The 18,087-nt window shown below is 60.4% G+C and carries 12 protein-coding genes; 8 read left to right on the top strand and 4 right to left on the bottom strand.

Features of this window, described 5'->3' with window-relative positions; all coding sequences use genetic code 11:
- Positions 1-148: 148 nt before the first annotated feature.
- The 4 genes from NW834_RS05155 to NW834_RS05140 all read left to right on the top strand — a co-directional run bounded on the left by NW834_RS05155 (position 149) and on the right by NW834_RS05140 (position 4,071).
- Positions 149-622: a YqeG family HAD IIIA-type phosphatase gene (locus NW834_RS05155; RefSeq protein WP_414329713.1), complete on the top strand. Its 474-nt coding sequence runs from the start codon at positions 149-151 to the stop codon at positions 620-622.
- Positions 623-1,072: 450 nt separating this feature from the next.
- Positions 1,073-1,720, top strand: a complete 648-nt coding sequence (locus NW834_RS05150; protein WP_414418725.1) for a thermonuclease family protein — start codon at positions 1,073-1,075, stop codon at positions 1,718-1,720.
- A gap of 301 nt (positions 1,721-2,021) precedes the next feature.
- Positions 2,022-2,972, top strand: a complete 951-nt coding sequence (locus NW834_RS05145) for a LysR substrate-binding domain-containing protein (protein ID WP_011433865.1) — start codon at positions 2,022-2,024, stop codon at positions 2,970-2,972.
- A 202-nt stretch (positions 2,973-3,174) separates the two neighbouring features.
- Positions 3,175-4,071 (top strand): alpha/beta fold hydrolase, encoded by an 897-nt coding sequence (locus NW834_RS05140; protein WP_414407590.1) that lies wholly within the window; start codon positions 3,175-3,177, stop codon positions 4,069-4,071.
- Between the two features lie 117 nt (positions 4,072-4,188).
- Here NW834_RS05140 and thrC read toward each other — a convergent pair whose 3' ends face one another.
- Both thrC and NW834_RS05130 read right to left on the bottom strand, forming a co-directional pair.
- Positions 4,189-5,247 (bottom strand): threonine synthase, encoded by a 1,059-nt coding sequence (thrC, locus tag NW834_RS05135; RefSeq protein ID WP_011433867.1) that lies wholly within the window; start codon positions 5,245-5,247, stop codon positions 4,189-4,191.
- Positions 5,248-5,417: 170 nt separating this feature from the next.
- Positions 5,418-7,076 (bottom strand): isochorismate synthase, encoded by a 1,659-nt coding sequence (locus NW834_RS05130; RefSeq protein WP_414426236.1) that lies wholly within the window; start codon positions 7,074-7,076, stop codon positions 5,418-5,420.
- 335 nt (positions 7,077-7,411) lie between these two features.
- Between NW834_RS05130 and menA the strand changes: the two genes are divergently transcribed.
- The 4 genes from menA to NW834_RS05110 all read left to right on the top strand — a co-directional run bounded on the left by menA (position 7,412) and on the right by NW834_RS05110 (position 14,949).
- Positions 7,412-8,278 (top strand): 2-carboxy-1,4-naphthoquinone phytyltransferase, encoded by an 867-nt coding sequence (gene menA, locus NW834_RS05125; RefSeq protein WP_414418938.1) that lies wholly within the window; start codon positions 7,412-7,414, stop codon positions 8,276-8,278.
- A gap of 160 nt (positions 8,279-8,438) precedes the next feature.
- A complete protein-coding gene (locus NW834_RS05120) occupies positions 8,439-10,232 on the top strand; it encodes an LptA/OstA family protein (protein WP_414329693.1) in 1,794 nt (597 codons plus the stop codon).
- A 77-nt stretch (positions 10,233-10,309) separates the two neighbouring features.
- Positions 10,310-11,488, top strand: a complete 1,179-nt coding sequence (locus NW834_RS05115; RefSeq protein WP_414418930.1) for an LptF/LptG family permease — start codon at positions 10,310-10,312, stop codon at positions 11,486-11,488.
- A 44-nt stretch (positions 11,489-11,532) separates the two neighbouring features.
- The gene (locus tag NW834_RS05110) at positions 11,533-14,949 is read left to right on the top strand and encodes a hypothetical protein (protein WP_414418931.1); all 3,417 of its coding nucleotides are present in this window, start codon (positions 11,533-11,535) and stop codon (positions 14,947-14,949) included.
- Between the two features lie 56 nt (positions 14,950-15,005).
- Here NW834_RS05110 and NW834_RS05105 read toward each other — a convergent pair whose 3' ends face one another.
- Together NW834_RS05105 and arsJ are read right to left on the bottom strand one after the other, a co-directional pair.
- Complete coding sequence (locus NW834_RS05105; RefSeq protein ID WP_414426235.1) at positions 15,006-16,637, bottom strand: alpha-D-glucose phosphate-specific phosphoglucomutase; 1,632 nt, start codon at positions 16,635-16,637, stop codon at positions 15,006-15,008.
- 155 nt (positions 16,638-16,792) lie between these two features.
- Positions 16,793-18,079 carry an organoarsenical effux MFS transporter ArsJ gene (gene arsJ / locus NW834_RS05100; RefSeq protein WP_414418933.1) on the bottom strand — a complete coding sequence of 429 codons (1,287 nt, stop codon included), beginning with the start codon at positions 18,077-18,079 and terminating at the stop codon, positions 16,793-16,795.
- Positions 18,080-18,087 lie beyond the last annotated feature (8 nt).

Genomic DNA, 18,087 nt, shown 5'->3' with positions numbered 1-18,087 from the left:
TGACGCCTGTGGAGACTCCTCTGGCGGGGTGGTGGGGGTGAACTCTGCCGCTAGTCATGGGTCGCTGAAGCAGGAAGGAAGCAGAAGCGCGGCAGGCACTGAACACTCTGGCAGTGTTTGTTAGCGTTTCGTAGGTCTTTCGGAGCGGATGGTACACAAACCTTGGTTCAAGCTCCTGCAACCGGATCTGGTGGTGGCCGGCACTGTCTTAAAGTTGCGGGCAGAAGACCTGTGGGCCTGGCAGGTAAAAGGCATCATCTTTGACGTAGACGGTACACTGGTGCCGAGCCGACAGGTTGAGGTGGATCCCGCTGTGGCTGCTTGGCTGGAGCAGTTGCGTCCGCACTTTCAAATTTGGCTGGTGAGCAACAACCTCAATCGCAGCCGCATCCAACAAATCGGAGAAAGCCTGAACCTGCCCTACATTCACCGCGCTGGGAAACCCTCACGGCGGGCCTTGCGGCGGGCCGTAGCCCAGATGGGCTTGCCGGTAGAAGCAGTGGCTATGGTGGGAGACCGCCTGTTGACGGATATTTTGGCGGGCAATCGACTGGGGTTGGTAACCGTGCTGGTCAACTCCCTCTTGTCCGAAGCAGTCGAAAAGAACCCTGCTACCCTCTAGGGGCTGCGCTTTTGAGAGATTTGAGAGTTGGACAACTGTAATTGTTTCAAACTGAATTGAAAAGGTTTCCAAGCACTCCCCCTTTCCTTCGCAAAGAGAGAAGACCAAAAGACAATCCTGCTGCTCGGAAGGACTTAGTCACTTCAGTTTAGGGTGAGACGCCTGGGCAGCTGAGAAAAGCCCTGTGGCCCCATGCATGTTTCATGCATGTTTTAGGTGTGGGTACAGTGTCCCAGTTTGAATCGAAATGACCAACCACAGGTTGTCAGCGCTGGCAACTGCTGACCGGATGGGTAGCACATCTAAAAATCAAGACAAAAATCGAGAGAGATTTTCCAGACCTGACCCATCTGCCCCAATTTTTTGTAGAGTGACGGCAGGTGAGCCGGATCCCGCGTTGAAGCCCAGTAGGCGGCGGTGTGAGGGCGGTGTGAGATCCAAAGGTCAAGCATGCGAACCATCCCTATTGTCAAGTCCGCCATGCAACGGCTAAAGTCCATGCTGCAAAAATCCCTGCGTTCTGCTCCGACTTCCCCCCGCTCCAGATCCTCGCTTGTATCCAATGGACGGAGCCTGATCAAGCTGGGCAGCTTTCTGGCCTTGCCTTTGATATTCTCGACATTGCCCGGTCGGGCTTTAACATTGGTGGCGCGTCCAGATCTGCGCGACCTCAAACGTGCAACCGTGTTTCGGGTGGTCAACTACAACACCCTGGTTGTTCAGCTTGAAGGGGATTTGGATTTGCGGCTGGTGCAACTGATCGGGATCGATCCCTTGCCTGACCCGATCAACCCCAACTGGACGGAGTTGCGCGGACAAACCCCTCTGGCAGTTTACAATGCTGGCCAATATCTGCAGACTGCTCTGCTGGGACGTGAGGTGTTTTTGGAGTTGGATCCTGCCCTAGCCCCTGCTCCTACCTTGCCTGCCTACGTTTGGCAAGCCAATACCCTCATCAACCAGGAAATGCTGTTTTTGGGGCATGGCCTGTTGTCGCCACAAACCGATGGCTTGAAGTACGGCCCCATTCTCACCGAAGCTGCCGATGCAGCCAAAAGACAAGGACGCGGCTACTGGACAACCTACGGCCCTCGCTAGAGACCGAGCCAAACGCAGAGCGTTGATAATTATTCCCAACAGCTATCTTTCGCCGGTTGGTGAGAGGTAGGTATTGTGGGCATAGCTGCTCCGAAGGGCAGTGAAACAGCCCGAAGATTCTGAGCTTTCCTCTCCACATCTTGGTTGGTCACCCCTCAGAGCCGAGCTGCCGGGAAAGGGTTGAACCGTTCTCTTGGGATTTCTCGCTTGTTTATGATGATCTCGTGTGGGTTTCCAAACGCGGGCTGCCCAGCTTTTCAGGGAAACGTAAGGGATCCCACTGTGGGGTTTGGAGTTCCCTATGGCGGATGAGTTGCCATTTACCTTAGATCAGCTCCTCATCGTGCGGGCAATTGCCCAGCAGGGTAGTTTTCGCCGTGCTGCCGATAGCCTGTTTGTCTCCCAGCCTGCCGTCAGCTTGCAAGTACAGAACCTGGAGCGACAGTTGGGGGTGGTGCTGTTCGACCGCAGTGGGCGCAAGGTGGAGCTGACGGATGCCGGGAAAGTGGTGCTGCAGTACAGCGAGCGCATCCTCAAGCTGTGCCGTGAGGCCGTCGAGGCCCTAGCGGATTTGCAGAAAATGGAGGGGGGGCATCTGGTTCTGGGGGCCAGCCAAACGGTGGGCACCTATGTCATGCCTTCTTTGATCGCCCAATATCACCGCCGCTATCCACAAATTTCCGTACAGCTCTTGGTGCAATCCACGCGGCGAATTGCCCAGAAATTGGTGGACGGCCAGTTGGACGTGGCCATTGTTGGCGGGGAGATCCCCTTTGAGCTGCAGCGGCACTTGAAGGTGATGGCTCTGGCGGAAGATGAATATGTGTTGGTCGGTGCTCCCGGGTGTGCCATCGACTCTCCGGCTCTTGTGGATCTGCTGGCTTTGCCCTTCATCACCTTGGATCCCCAGTCTTCCACTCGGCAAACCATCGATCGGGTGCTGAACCGCCACGGCATTAACCCGGCCCAATTGAACGTGCGGCTGGAACTCAGCTCGATTGAAGCGATCAAAAATGCTGTCCAGGCGGGTTTGGGGGTGGCCTTTTTGTCTACGGTGGCAGTGGGATCCGATGTGGAACAGGGGCGGTTCCGGAAGCTGGCGGTGGAAGGGCTACAGATACGGCGTACCCTCTGGCTGGCTTTTAACCCGGAGCGCTATCAATCGCAGGCAGCCACCCGCTTCCTCCAAGGGCTGCTGACCCGCCAAGACTGGCTGAAAACTCCCCCGCCCCATTTGCAGTTGATCGGCTAAGTTGCGATGCGTTACGGTCTTTTCCGAGTTGATGGGATCCCAGGTAGATTCCGGTGGATTGAGCAGGATCCCTGTTCAAAGAGATACGAGAGATATTTCCGTATAGGTGCATTCGCTGTAGCCAATGCTGCTCCGGAAGAAACTGCATCTGCTGAATCTGTCTGTGTCTACTGACCCCAAGCCGATGACCAGGCAAACGCTGTTGGAACGACTCCCCCTGGCCCAGCGCTTGGCGGAGTTACAGGCCCGCGTTCAAGAGATCCCGCTGCACAGGGTGAAATTGGAAGGGTTGAACATCGCAGGGGCAGAGTCCTGCTGGGCTGCCTATCGAGACTGGGGAAAAGGGATCCCACTGCTGTTTCTGCATGGCTTTATGGCCACTCATGCCAACTGGTGGCCGCTGATGCAAGGGTTGGGAGACGAATATCGCTGCATTGCCTTGGATTTACTGGGGTTCGGGCAGTCCGGCCAACCGGCCTTGCACTACGACATCGCTGCAGAAGTAGAGTTTGTGCGCGGATTTGTCCAAAGGCTGGGCCTAGCTGCTCCGGTTTTGGTGGGCCATTCCTTTGGGGGATGGGTGGCGGCAGCTTACGCCGTGCGGTATCCGCTGCGGGGGTTGGTTTTGTTGGCTCCTGCCGGGATCCGCGACGACAGCTTTGTGAGACGCTACAACCATTTGCGGCCCTTGCTCTGGGAAAGCGCTTGGGTGGATTGGCTGTTGCGGGCGATCGCTCCGCTGGCCCGCTGGTGGCATTGGGAAGACAAGCTGGCCCAGCTCTTGTGGTTGCGGGGATCCCTGCGTCAGCAGCCGGTCGCTCGGCAATTTCTCCGACAACGTCTGCGCCCACAAGCTGCTGTCGATACGGTTGAACGTTATCTCAACTACATTCAGGCCCCCACCCTGGTGATCGCCGCCGAACAGGACGACACCATTCCCCTCTGGCACTGCCAAACCTATGCCGAAGGGATCCCTGGGGCTCAGCTCAAGATCCTGGCCGGGGCCGGCCACGCCATCCCTGCCTTGCATGGGGAACAGGTGCTGCCCCTAATTCGGGAATTTCTCGACACAGCCCTTTCCGCACAATGCGGGCTTTGAGCTGGGGCTGTAGCGTATGGCCGAGAGAGGAATGCCGCTTGCCAGATGGCGATGCCCGATAGGCGACGGAGCGCCGCCCAAGGGGAACGCCTGACCCTAACCAGCGGGCGGTTTCTGCTAGAAACCCATCAGACGAGCAACAGCGGACAGCTCAGGGACAACGCCGGTGTGGATAGGAGCGGATCCCTGGTGGCTGGCCGTGTCCGGATCCTTAAGGCCATTGCCCGTCAGCACGCACACCACCTGTGCTCCAGCAGGCACCTGCTCTCGCCATTTCAGCAATCCTGCCACCGAGGCCGCGCTGGCCGGCTCGCAAAAGATCCCTTCTTCGGATGCCAGGAGACGATAGGCTGCCAGAATCTCCTCGTCGGTGACGCTATCCACCTGACCGCCGCTCACCTGCACTGCCGCCTTGGCCTTCACCCAACTGGCAGGATTGCCGATGCGAATGGCCGTGGCCACCGTCTCTGGGTGTTCCACCACCCGGTTCAACACCATGGGGGCAGCACCGGCAGCCTCGAAGCCGTAGAGACGAGGGCGACGGGTAGCCTTGCCCTGCTGGCGGTACTGGCAAAACCCCATCCAATAAGCCGTGATGTTGCCCGCGTTGCCCACCGGAATACAGAGCCAATCGGGGGCATCCCCCAAAGCATCCACCACCTCGAAGGCGGCGGTTTTCTGCCCTTCCAAGCGGAAGCGGTTGACCGAGTTCACCAGGGCCACCGGGTAGGTTTCCGCCAGCTGCCGCACCATAGCCAGCGCTTGGTCGAAGTTGCCTTGAACGGCGATGATCTCCGCCCCGTACATCAGGGTTTGGGCCAGTTTGCCTTTGGCCACGTAGCCATCGGGGATCAGCACATAGGCCCGCAGACCTCCTTTGGCCGCAAAGGCAGCAGCCGCCGCCGAGGTGTTGCCGGTGCTGGCGCAGATGATCGCCTCTGCCCCTGCCTCTTTGGCCTTGGACACGGCCATCGTCATACCCCGATCCTTGAAACTACCGGTGGGGTTGAGGCCCTCCAACTTCAGGTAAACTTGACAGTCTCGCCCCAGCCGTTGGCTCAAAGCCGGGGAAGGCACCAGAGGCGTGTTGCCCTCATGTAGCGTGACCACAGGTGTGCTGGCGCTGACGGGGAGCCATTCCCGATAGTGCTGGATCAGGCCGGGCCAAAGCCCCACTTGCGCGCGGGATCCGGCTATACGAGGGGGATGGGTGGGATTCAGGGTCGCCATGCCGCAGAGGACACCGAGGCTAATCAAAGACCGGCTTTCTCACTGTAGCTGTTCGTGGAGGGGTTCGTATCCACCTCCCGCAGCGGCGGCAGAAACATCTTCCTGATCCCCTCTCTTCAGAAGCTGGGGAGCGGAGGAGCTGCAGGTCGCAAGGCCAGAGCCTGCACCAGAGAGCGCAACTTCAGACGAATCTCGGCCAGCTCTTGCTCTGGGTTGGAGTCAGCCACAATCCCGGCACCGGCATACAAGCGGGCCCAATTCCCCCGAATTAGGGCGGAGCGGATCCCCACCACAAACTCGCCATTGCCCTGTAAGTCTACCCAACCCAAGGGAGCGGCATAGCTGGAGCGATCAAAGGGTTCCAACCGCTCTAGCCACTGCAGCGCCGCCTGTTGGGGATACCCTCCCACCGCTGCCGTCGGGTGGAGCTGGGCCAGCAGATCGAACAGATGTACATCGGCGGGGAGCTCCGCCTCGATCAAAGTTTGCAGATGCTGGATGTTGGCTAGACGGAGCAGCCGCGGTTGCGGGGAAATGCAGGGATCCATTCCCAACCGACTCAGAGCCTCCCGGATCGAGCGCACCACCCACTGGTGTTCGCGGCGGTCTTTGGGGCTGCGGAGCAGCTCCTCGGCCAACTGGCGATCCTGGACAGGGGTGGCGCCGCGGGCGGCGGAGCCGGCTAAGGCATCGATCTGCACCTGGCCTTGCCACACGGAAAGCAAGCGCTCCGGGGTGGCCCCCAAGAAAACCTGGGGAAAGGCCCCCTCTTGGACCAGGGGGAGAGGCCTGGCCGGCAAATTCCCCCGAGCATCTGCCTCCAAGGACTTCGGCCCGCTGACGCCAGCGGCAAAGGCAAAGATGCTGCAATCGGGATGATCTTTTTCCAGGTAGGCCAGCAGGGACGGGATTGACGGCGGGACAGGCAAGTGCAGATCCACGGCTTCGGCCAGCACCACTTTCTCCAGGGATCCCGCCTGAATCACCTGCAGGGCTTTTTGGATGCGCGCCAAGAGGGCAGCTTCCTCCACCTCCACCGGCACGGGAGCTTGCAATTCCCACGAGGGCAAGGGGGATCGAGAAAGGCGCTCCATTTGGGCAAAAAAGGCGGTGATCTGCCCGGCCAAAGCCGCTAGGTCACTTTCGGGAGCAATTTCCAGATTGAGCCGCGCCACCGCCAGAGATCTCCAGGAGTCTGGCACCTGCAACAGTTGCCAACGTGGCAGCACCAGCGCTGCCCCCCCTTTGCTCCTGGGGCTGAAACTGAGGCGACAGAAACACAGAGGGCGTTCCTGCCGGCTGCCTGGGGATCCCCCCACCTCAGAGGGCTCCGTTCTGCCAATGCAAGCGGCATGGACGTGGGGCTGCAGCTCTTCTACAAAGCTCCGTGCCGCCCGCAAGCCCCCTTCTCCCGCGAGATCAACCTGCCGCAGGGATCCCCATCCCAACACCCGCACCCTTTCCCCGTGGGCCTTGTGGGAGAGATAACAGTAGCTCGGGAATCGGTTTGTGGGGAGCGAACCCAGCCTCTGGGCCAGCACCGCCAGCGGATCCAGCTCTGGGATGGGCTGCGACAAGCTGAGGATTTGGGGAACACCCCGCGCCCGCGCCATCTGTTGGCAGGCGGCTAGGAAGGGATCCCAGTAGCGCCGATTCCCCGTCTCGCCTGTCCAAGCAGAAGTGCGAGTCGGCGGCCATGCTCTCGGCCACTCCAGGCACTCAAGCGTACCGTGGGCATTCCGAGGGGAAAGAGAAGAGGTCATGCGAAAGAGCAAAGAGAACGATCCCACCTTGGCCGAAAACAGGACACCCGTCGATGGAGACCGGCAGAAGATGACTTTAGGATAAGAGATTAGGAGAAGGGCCGGCAGCCTGAGCTTCTGGGGGCCAGATCTGAGGAGCTTCTTCACGGACTGCAAAGTTTCTTAGCATCCTGGGGGATGCTTTCTCAGGCGCTCTACCCTACAGAGCAGATGGTTGTAGACAGATCCAGAGACAGGCCCCAGAGCAGGCTTGCTTCCCAAGGAGAACTCCCATGAATCCAGATGTCGGCCAAGTGCAGCCACCAGCAGAGGTCGCATGGAGCAACCGCTCTCGCCGGCAATTGTGGATGGCTGCCCTCAAGCCCCCCATGTACAGTGTGGCGATCATGCCCATCTGGGTGGGATCCGCCATTGCCTATGCCCAGTCAGGGGTGCTGGACTTGGGGGTTTTGGGGGTGTTTTGGGGAGCCGCCATCTGCATCTTGGCTTGGGTCAACATCAGCAACGACGTGTTCGATGCCCAGACAGGGGTGGACAAAAACAAACTCCACTCGCTGGTCAACCTGACGGGCAAGCCGGGGCAGGTGTTTTGGGTGGGGAATGCCTTTTTGGCCCTGGGTCTGCTGGGGATCCTGTGGCTGAGCTGGCGGCAATGGGATCCGACGGTGCTGCTGTTGGTGCTGGTGGCCTGTGGGCTGGGCTATGCCTACCAAGGGCCGCCCCTGCGCCTGGGCTACCAGGGCCTGGGGGAGATCCTCTGCTTTTTCAGCTTTGGGCCGCTGGCGGTCTCGGCTGCCCACTACAGCCAAAGCCAGACCTGGTCGCTGCCGGGGTTGGCAGCCTCACTGGTGGTGGGGATGGCGACCAGCTTGATCTTGTTTTGTTCCCATTTCCATCAAGTGCAGGATGACTTAGCCTGTGGCAAGCGCTCGCCGGTGGCCCGCCTGGGAACCTTGCGCTCGGCCCGCCTCATCCCCTGGCTCTGCGGCAGCCTTTTTGCCTTGATGCTGCTGTTTGTGGGGCTGGGGATCTTTCCGGCTTGGACACTGCTGAGTTTGGCCGGGATCCCGTTTGCAGTGCGGCTTTCCCGCCTGCTGGGTACCTATCACGATCAGCCGCAGCGGATTAGCCACTCCAAGTTCATCGCCGTCAGTCTCCATTTTTGGCTGGGGCTGTTTCTGGGGCTAGGGTTCATCCTCAGCCGCTATGGCTGAAGGCTGAAAAGTCGGCTTAAGGCTAGGTGTGCGCGGGATCCCTCCGGTGCAGCCGGCAAAATGAGATAAGCTACAGCCTAGTGCGCTAGGTCAGAGCATGGCCTCTGAGGTGAGTCATCGGTTCGGGTCGAGGTGAGGCGGCAGCAAGAACAAGAATAGGATGGGGCGATTCTTCAATTCCAACCTGGGAGTGGCGCTGTTGGGGAGCAGCATCTTGGCTGCTTTGGTGGGCTGGGCCTTGTCGATCGACATCGAAGAAGTGAAGGTGGAGTCTCCTCCCCCCGACCAGCCCCTCTCGGTCAGCCGCAGGGTAGATATCTTGGGTCGTCGGGGAGGCCATCAGCGGTGGCGACTGATCGCCGAGCAGGTGGATCTGGCAGCCGGGCAACAGGTATTTGAGCAGGGGGCGCACGGCTACTTCTACGGAGAAAGCGCCGACCGACAGGAAGGGGTGCCGGATCCCTTTTTTGATAGCAGCGAGCAGATGACTTGGCGGGCCAAGCGAGCCCGCTACAATGCCACCGCCGACGAGCTGTATTTGGATGAGGAGGTGGAGGTGAGGAGCGGCGACGGCAGCCTGCTCTTGACCAGCGCCCTGAGAGTCACCCCCGAAGAACGCATCGAGGTGCCCGCGGAGTTCACCCTCAAAGGCCGGGAAATGGTGTTGCAGGGCCGCTCTGGCTCGTTTAACTTTCAATTTGCCCTTCTCAGGGCCGAGCAGGGCAAGCTGATAGTGTTGCCCCCAAACGGCTCGGCACCCACCTCCACCACCATCACCGCCGACCAGATCACCTACGACCGCACCAACCAGGTGGCCGAGGGGAAAGGGAACCTGCGCATTCGCGAACGCGGCATCGAGATTCGCGCTCCCCAAGGCACCTACCTGCGCCAGCAGGCCCAAAGCATTCTCTCCGGCGGTGTGGTGTTGCAAGAGGTGGCCGGCGACAGCAGCCGGGATCCCTTATTGGCCGATCTGCGCTTGGCCCAGGCCTCTCCCGGCCCGGAGGCGACCCCAGACCAACAGGATCAAGAAGTCACCATCATTGCCGACCGCCTCACGTACGACCGCAACACACAAATTGCCCAAGGGGAAGGCAACCTGGAGATCCGCCAGGGGGAAACCATCATCCAGGCGGCCCAGGGCACCTACCGCCGCCGCGAATCCCAAAGTCTGTTGACGGGAGGAGTTACCCTGGAAGAACCCGGACGGGTGCTCACCTCCGCCCGCCTGGAGGGCAACCACCGCGACAAGATCTTCTTCTTTGAAGACAACGTCCTTTACCGGCAGATGGCTGCCTCTACCCCCACGCCCGGCGGGGGATCCCTGACAGAGGAGCTGCGCCAAGCCGAAACCGAGGTGCGGGCTGCCCGCCTGGTTTACAACTCCCGCACCGGCACTTCCGAGTTTAGCGATGCCGTCGAGTTCATCCAGCGGGGGCGCAGGGCCAAGGCCAACCAGGCCACCATCACCCCTGAAAAGGTGGAGCTGCGGGGAGAGGTGGTGATCGAGCAGATCGAAGGGGAGTGGCTGGCGCGGCGGCTACAAAACCCGGAGACCCAGGCCGATGTGGATCAGCCGACGGTGATCTACGCCGACCGGGTGGAGATCGACCAAGCCAGCGGCGATGCTCGCTTCTTTGGCAATGTGGTTATTGTGCAGGCCAACCGCGCCATCGAAGGGGATCGCGCCGATTACTTTGACCGAGAACAAATTTTCAAAATCAGCGCCGAACAGGCTCCTGTGGTGCTCTGCGATCGGGGAGAGGTCGGCCGCCTTCCCGGGGAGAGCACCCAAGCTCTGCCGGGCCGCAACGCGCTGGATCAGATGTGCCGGGGTGCCAATCGCCTCAGTGGCAAGCTGGTTACCCTGAACATAAAACAAGATGAATACACCGTCGAAGGGGACGGGCAACAGCAGGGCATGTTTCAGTTTCGCATCACCGACGCCCTCTGATGGGATCCCCCCTCGGGGAGCCATCTGTGGTTTTTGATCGTCCAGGTTTGGCTGAGGTTGTGATCCGAGGTGATGTCATGACGGCTCCACTCGCCGAGGGCAAACTGCGCAGAACCCCTGCTCAAGCGGGCAGCTTTTGGGGATCCCTGAAATTGGGGGCTGCCTTTTTGGAGTTTTATCTCTTCAAAGAGATGATCCGCCCCTTCTTTCTGGGGGTGGCCGGGGGCACGGTGATGATGCTGGGCAACCAGCTCTTTATCTACACCGATCTGCTGGTGAAAAAGGGCGCCCCTCCCCTGACCATTTTGCACATTCTCCTCCTCAATTTGCCCGCCATTTTGGTGGTCACCTTTCCCATTGCCGGCCTCTTTGCCACCTTGCTCACCCTGGGCAAAATGGGAGCCGACAGCGAGATCACCGCCCTGCGCGCTGCTGGGATCCCCTATCGCAAAGTGTTTATCCCCGTGCTCTGTATTGGCCTGCTGATCAGCGGCTTGGCACTGTTGACCAATGAAGTCATTGTGCCGGAAACCAACCAAAAGGTGAAAACCCTGAATAAAAACCTCATCTTGGCTCAGGATGCCCTTTTGTTTAATCCAGAAGAGATCGTGCGGGTGGATGATGATCTCTGGTTTCATGTCGGATCGATTGACCCGAAGACCGGCTTGATGCAGGATTTGTTGATCCTGGATCGCAAAGCTGAGACCGGCCACCTGCGCTATCCGCAGGTGATCTCCGCTCAAACCGCGCAGCAGGTGGGCCAATCGTGGCAACTGCGAGATGTGGTGATCCGCCGTTATGACGAGCAGGGGCGCACCTACTATGAAGGCCAGGTGGAAGAAATGCAGCTCAACATCGTCAACAAACTGGTGGGCCTGGTGTACGCGGAAAAAGTGCCCCAAGAGCAACGGGCGGGGGAGCTGTGGGAGCAGTGCCAGCGATATCGAGCGGAGCAACGCCCTTCTGCCGATGTGGCTCGCTGCCTGACGGAATACCACCTCAAGTTCGCCATTCCTTTGGCCAGCTTTTTCGCCATCTTGGTGGCTGCCCCCTTGGGCCTGCAAACGGTGCGGCAAACGGGGCGCTACGGCGGCGTGGCGCTAGCGATTGTTCTGGTGTTTATTTACTATGTACTGATGAGCCTGGGACGAGCGATGGGTCGAGTTGAGCACATCGATCCCTGGCTGGCTGCCTGGTTGCCGAATATGATTTTCGGTGGGGTAGGCCTTTCTTTACTGTGGCGGTTTTTACGGTGAAATCCTGCAACTTCCCCCCTGACTTCAGCCCTTGGGCAAAGTGGTTGGCCCTTTGCTGGGGCGGCTCCCTGTGGTTGGGGACGGGGGAGGCCGTCTTCGCCCAGTTGGACCCCCTGCCCACTGTTGGCGTCGGCGGGACGGAGTTCTCTCTGGAGGGCTACCAGCGCTTTCGGTCAGCGCAAACACTTGCTCAGCGCCTGCAACTGGCCCGCCGGGCTTCCAGCCCAGAACCGATGGCTGCCGCCGATGAGGAGCCCATCACCTTGGCCGAGGCGCAATCTTCTCTGCCTGCTACAGCCTTGACTGCGGCAACCCCACCCCCTACGGCCCCGGTTTCAGACTTTGGATCCCCTCCCCTTGCCAACTCTCCTGAAAAGCCCCTCACGCCAGAAGAACTGAACCGACAGCGGCTACAACGGCTGTTGGCCGAAGGGGCAGCAGCCCATGCTCGGCGACAGGCGCAGCAGGCCCAGGCAACACCTTCTCCCCAACCCCCTTCACCGGCGACGCCCACTGCAGCAGTTCCCACCCTGGACTCCCTTCGGCTTTCCCAGCCCATGACTTCTCAGGCTGAGGCCCTGCGGGTGGAAGAGCAACCCTGGCTGCGCCCCACCAAGGACTCCGTCCCGCTAACGCGATCGGAATCCAATGGCGAAAACCGGGCTACGGCCCAACTGCAAGGTGGAGCCGGTTCAGAGGCAAGGTTAAATCGGATCCCAGCTTCCCCCAAGACCATTCCTCCCCTGATCTCCCAAGCCGGTGGGAGCTTGGATTTGGGCGGTGTCCTGTTGGCAGAGGCCACCCCTGGGTCGGGGCTGACGGGATCCCCCATGGCCACTCAAAGGGGCAGGGAAGCCTTTGTCCCCACTGCGGGCTCACCCCTGGCTCCTCAACTGCTGGAGCAGTTCCCCCTTTTGCGGGATCTGGGCACCGGGGCAGATGCCGTCTCAGCGGCAGAAAATCTTGGCACCGGCAGCCAGGGATCCCAGATTCGCCAGCAACTCTCGGCCACCGCGCAGCGGCAAATCCCCCTCGACCCGGATCAAATCAACGTCAGCGGGGATGTCCTCAGCTACATCGCCGAACAAGACCTGGGCATTGCCGAGGGGAACGCCTTGATCCAACTGGCCGACGGCACCCGCATCACCGGCGACCGGCTGCTGTTTTATCGGCGGGAGCGACGCCTGCGCAGCGAGGGCCCTTTTCGCATGGAGCAGCCCCCTGGCCCCCAAGGGCGGGGGATTCGGCAAATCGAAGGGCGAAATTTGGATCTGGATATCCCCGGTCGCACCGCCCAATTTGAGAGCTCGCTGGTCATTCTGCCGGGGGAGGAGCCGGGCACCAAGGTTTTTGTGCGCAGCCAAGAGACCACCGCCATTTTGGGGGATCAGATCTTTTTCGAGAAAGCCACCGTCACCACCTCGCCAGAGCCACCCATCACCCACTACGTGCAAGGGGATCGGGTGGAGGTGTTTCCCGATGACCGGGTGATCGTCTACGACGCCCGCGTGTTTGCCGGCGGCGAGCTGACAGAAGCAGGGGATCTGCGGGCGGGCCTTCAGATCGCCTATTTCCCCCTGTTCATCTACAGCCTGCGAGATCACCAATGGGTGCTGCCGGGGCGCAGCGAGACAGAGGGGGTGTTTGTCAAATCCAGTTGGGCCTACCGCTTCGACGAATACAACTTCGGCGGCCTGCGGCTGGATGCCATCCAGAAAAAAGGGGTGGGCATTGGTTTCTTGCATAACTACATCCTGCCCATCCCGGACAGCGTCAACTACGGGCGAGCCCAGTTTTACTTGGTTACCGAAGCCGACCAACAGCGCTTCTCCAGCCGTTTCCGCATCGACCACAACTTCGACTTTTACGCTGCCAACCTCTTTGGGCAGGAAGGCCAACTGCGGGGGCAGCTCAACCTCAACCTGGACAACACCTACCGTCCTGCCGGCGGACGCAACGACAACGCCGATCTCCGCCTCAACGCCACCTTTCAGGGGGATCTCTCCACCACCACCCTCAACATCAGCCGCACCGGATCCCAGGAGCGGGGCATCTACAGCTTCCCCCTCACCCTCAGCCACACTCAGCGCTACGGGGGCGTGCATTGGCTGCAATCGGATCTGCGCTTGGACTACAACCAGCGGGTGAGCGTCAAAGATGGCCCCGACTTTGCCGATGCGCGGTTGACGCTGGGCACTCAACTGACCCCACCCGGTTGGGGAGGTACCTATCGCCTGGCCTACCGTGCCTACAGCAGTTCCAATGGCGACAACGAGCCGCGTCGCAACTTCGAGCTGGCCTTTAACCCCGACCTCGTTCGCATCACGCCCGATATTGCCCTCAGCAGCGCCCTCACCCTGACTCAAGAGCAACAGCCGGATCAAGAGGTGGGGGCAGGTCTCCACTTTTTCAATCGCTACGAGCTGCGCTCCAGCCTCCAGTTCAACGATATTCAACCGGCTCCCTGGATCACCTTCATGCCGGGTTCTATCGATTACACCCAAGTTCTCTACTCCACTCCTGACCAGGAGTCTACTGTCAGCCTCAACCCTCGCCTCAGCCTCAGACCTGCCGACTGGAATACCATCGACCTGCGCTACAGCCGCACCTTCTACGGCAACAATTCTGTGCCCTTCCAAACCCTCTCCACCAGCCCCAGAGATGTGGATCGCATCAATGCCAACATCAGCTTCTTTACGCCCCGCGATCTTTTGCCCAATGTCCCCCCAGGCTACATTGCCTTTGAAGATGACCTGCCCGGCGAGCTGCCGATAGCCCTGACCTTCCCCGACGATACCCCGGAGGATTTGGCAGCGATTGCCTCCCGCAACTTGCAGGAGCTGCAGGCAGAGGTGAGAAACTTGGTGCGCCTGGACACCAGCTTTGGCTACGACTTCGTTGCCCAGAAGTGGGACACCCTCAACGCCAACTTCACCTGGAACACTGCTCCCGATCTGTTCAACATTCAGTTGCAGACGGCCTACGACCTCAACGAAGGGCAGTTGCAACCGATCCGTCTGGAATATCGGGGGCGCAGCAGCACCACGTTTAACCGGGATCAACGCTCCGGCCTGGATGTGTATGAGCCGGGGATCAGCTATGCGCTGCAGGCGGTTTACGATCCCCGGTTGGGCCAGATCTCTACCTATGGCCTGGAGCTGGATGCCACTCTCGGCACGCAGTGGCAAAACCACTGGCGGCTGCGCCTGGGCCTGACGGAAGCAGGGATCCGCCGGGTGGAAGTTCGCCGTGACCTGCGGGATTTTGAGCTGCGCTTTGCCTACGATCCGGTGGCAGAGTCACTGCGCTTGGAAGGGATCCTGGTGGCTTTCCCCAGTCGCCCGGTGGGCCTCACCCAAGAGCGGGGAGATTTTCAACTGACCTCTCCCATTACCTCCCCTATCGGCACCTTTTTGCTCCGCGACGCCGAAGCGACCGGCTGGGATGGCCTCAGGCCCTGATCCCCGCTTCTCCAGGAACCGCCGCCGGCAGGATCCCTGCCAACAGTTGCGGCGGGTTAGGTGATGACGTCTGGCTGCTGCCGACCGGTGCGGGCGCGAATCTGGGCAAGGTGATCGGCCAGTTGAATCTGTTCGGCCAAGGCCGCTTGGGGCTCCAGGCCATGTCGGGCCGGATCCAGCTCCAATCGCTCCAGGTACACCCGCAGGGTGGCTCCGTGGGTGCCGGTTCCAGAAAGCCGGTAGATGATGCGGGAGCCATTTTCAAAGCCGATGCGGATCCCTTGGTGGCTGGTAGTGCTGCCGTCTACGGGATCGGTGTAGCTGAAGTCGTCAGCGTAGGCCACCAGCTGGGATCCCAGGCGCTGGCCCACCCACCCGGGCAGGGAGCGTCGCAAGTCTGCCATCAGCGCCTCGGCCACCTCCACCGGCAGTCCCTCGTAGTCGTGACGGGAGTAGACGTTGCGCCCATAGGTGCGCCAGTGCTCTTCCACGATCTGCCGCACCGGCTGCCGTCGAACGGCCAAAATGTTCAGCCAAAACAGGACGGCCCAGAGCCCGTCTTTTTCCCGGATGTGGTGGGATCCGGTACCGAAGCTCTCTTCCCCGCAGAGGGTAACTTTGCCCGCATCCAGCAGGTTGCCGAAGAATTTCCAGCCGGTAGGCGTTTCGTAGCAAGGGATCCCCAGCTTGGCCGCCACCCGATCCGCTGCCTGGCTGGTGGGCATGGAGCGGGCAATTCCCGCCAGACCTTCTCGGTAGCCGGGTACCAGGTGGGCATTGGCAGCCAAGACTGCCAAGCTGTCGCTGGGGGTCACGTAAAATTGGCGGCCCAGGATCAGATTGCGATCCCCATCCCCATCGGAAGCGGCCCCAAAGTCCGGCCCATCTTCCCGAAACAACAGTTCCACCAACGAGCGGGCATGCACCAGGTTGGGATCCGGGTGTCCGCCGCCAAAATCCGGCAGGGGCTGCCCGTTGAGCACACTGCCCTCTGGTGCTCCCAGGGATCCCTGCAAAATGGCGTGGGCATAGGGGCCGGTGACGGCGTGCATGGCGTCGAAGGCAATGCGGATCCCAGAGGCCAGGTAGTCGCGGATGGCCTCGAAATCGAACAGACGCTGCATCAGGCCCAAGTAATCGGCCACCGGGTCAATGACGGACACCGTCAGGGATTCCAGCCGTTGCTCGCCCAAGCGATCCAGATCGACATCGGGAGCTTCCCAGATGCGGTACTCCTGGATCCGCTGGGTGCGGGCGTAAATGGCCTCGGTCACCTTCTCCGGGGCAGGGCCACCGTTGCCGATGTTGTACTTGATGCCGAAATCCCCCTGGGGGCCGCCGGGGTTGTGGCTGGCGGAGAAGATGATCCCCCCGTAGGCGCCGTACTTGCGGATGAGACAGGAAACCGCCGGCGTGGAGAGGATCCCTCCTTGGCCCACCAGGACTCGCCCGATGCCGTTGGCCGCCGCCATCTTGAGCAGGATCTGAATGGCCTCGCGGTTGTAGTAGCGGCCATCTCCCCCCACCACCAGGGTTTGGCCGGCGGATCCCTCTAGGACATCAAAAATGGATTGGACGAAGTTTTCCAGGTAGTGGGGCTGCTGAAACACGGACACCGGCTTGCGCAGGCCAGAAGTGCCGGGTCTTTGGCCAGGAAAGGGCGTCGTGGGAACGATGCGCAGGCTCATAGGCTGCCGGAAAAGCTGCTTGCTCCTTTACTATCTCATCGTTGGGCCTCTTGTTTGGGCTGAGTTGCATCGGCAGCGCAGACTTCTTTCCCTGCCCATCCATGTGTGGATTGGGTTGAGCGGACTGCATCATCTCGGCTGGTAGCCCTCCATCTTCAATCCCCTGGCTTAACCACCCACTCCACCGGGGTTTTGCTCGGATCCGGCAATTTCAACGAGAACAGCCCCGCCGCCAAGATCAAGAGGGTGGAAAACCAAAGACAGCCCTCCAATCCGTAGAACTGGAAGAGGATCCCAGAAGTTACCGTCCCCAACAGCCGCCCGCCGGAATTAGCCATGTAATAAAAGCCCACATTGAGGGCCACATCGTCATCCTCCGTGTAGGCCAGCACCAGGTAGGAATGCACCGCCGAATTGAAGGCAAAGACGATCCCGAACAGGATCAAGCCGCCGGTGATCACCAGCTCCGGCGCCAGCCCGGCCATGAAGGCTGTAGCGATCATTGCCGGCACCGCCGTCAGCACAAAGGTCCAAATCTGGATGGTGCGCGCCTTGGGAGCACGGCCAGGGCGACCCCCACCCAGCAGTTGCGGCGCTACAAACTGAATGAACCCATAGCCGATCACCCAGATGGCCATGTAGCTGCCCACCTGCATAAAAGTCCAGCCCAAGCTGTCGTAGAGAAACACCGGCAGGGCCACCACAAACCACACATCCCGCGATCCAAACAGGAAAAAGCGGGCCGCCGAGAGGATGTTGATCTCTCTGCTCTTGGAAAACAGCCGCTTGAAGGGGATCTTGGCCTTGATTTTGCCCATGTCTGCAGGCAGCAGCGCCCCCGAACAGAAGATCAAAGCCAACGCCCCCGCCTGGACAAAGTTGGCCATGCGGAAGCCCATGGGATCCCCGTAGATTTCGGTGAAGATCTGCAGCAGGGCCGCTCCCACAAAGAACCCCACCCCCTTGAGGGCGTTTTTGGATCCGGTGAGCATAGCCACCCAACGAAACAGGCGGGATTCCGCTTCTTTGGGCACCACCAGGCGGATGGCGCTTTTGGAGCTCATCTTGGTGAGGTCTTTGGCGATCCCGGCCAGAGCTTGGGCCGTCATCACGTAGGCCACCTGGCCCCAGACCGGCCACTGCAGGTTGATCACCCCCAGCATCACCAAACCGAAGATCTGGATGGCAATGCCCCCATACAGGGTCAGCCGCAGGCCAAACAGGGATCCAATCCACCCGCCCAGGAAGTTGGTAATCACCCCGAAGATCTCGTAGAAGAGAAACAGCATGGCAATTTGGATCGGGGTAAAGCCCAACTTGTGGAAGTGCAGCAGCACCAACATGCGGATGGCGCCATCGGTGATGGTGAACCCCCAATAGGCCGCTGTAACCAGGGCGTAGTTGCGAACCGCAGAGGCTTGAGCCGTCGAAACAGAAGTCATGGGCAGGT

The organism is Synechococcus sp. R60.1 (assembly GCF_047461835.1).
GTDB lineage: Bacteria > Cyanobacteriota > Cyanobacteriia > Thermostichales > Thermostichaceae > Thermostichus.
The sequence above is the reverse complement of the archived record's forward strand: the minus strand, read 5'-3'. Positions and strand labels throughout refer to the sequence as shown.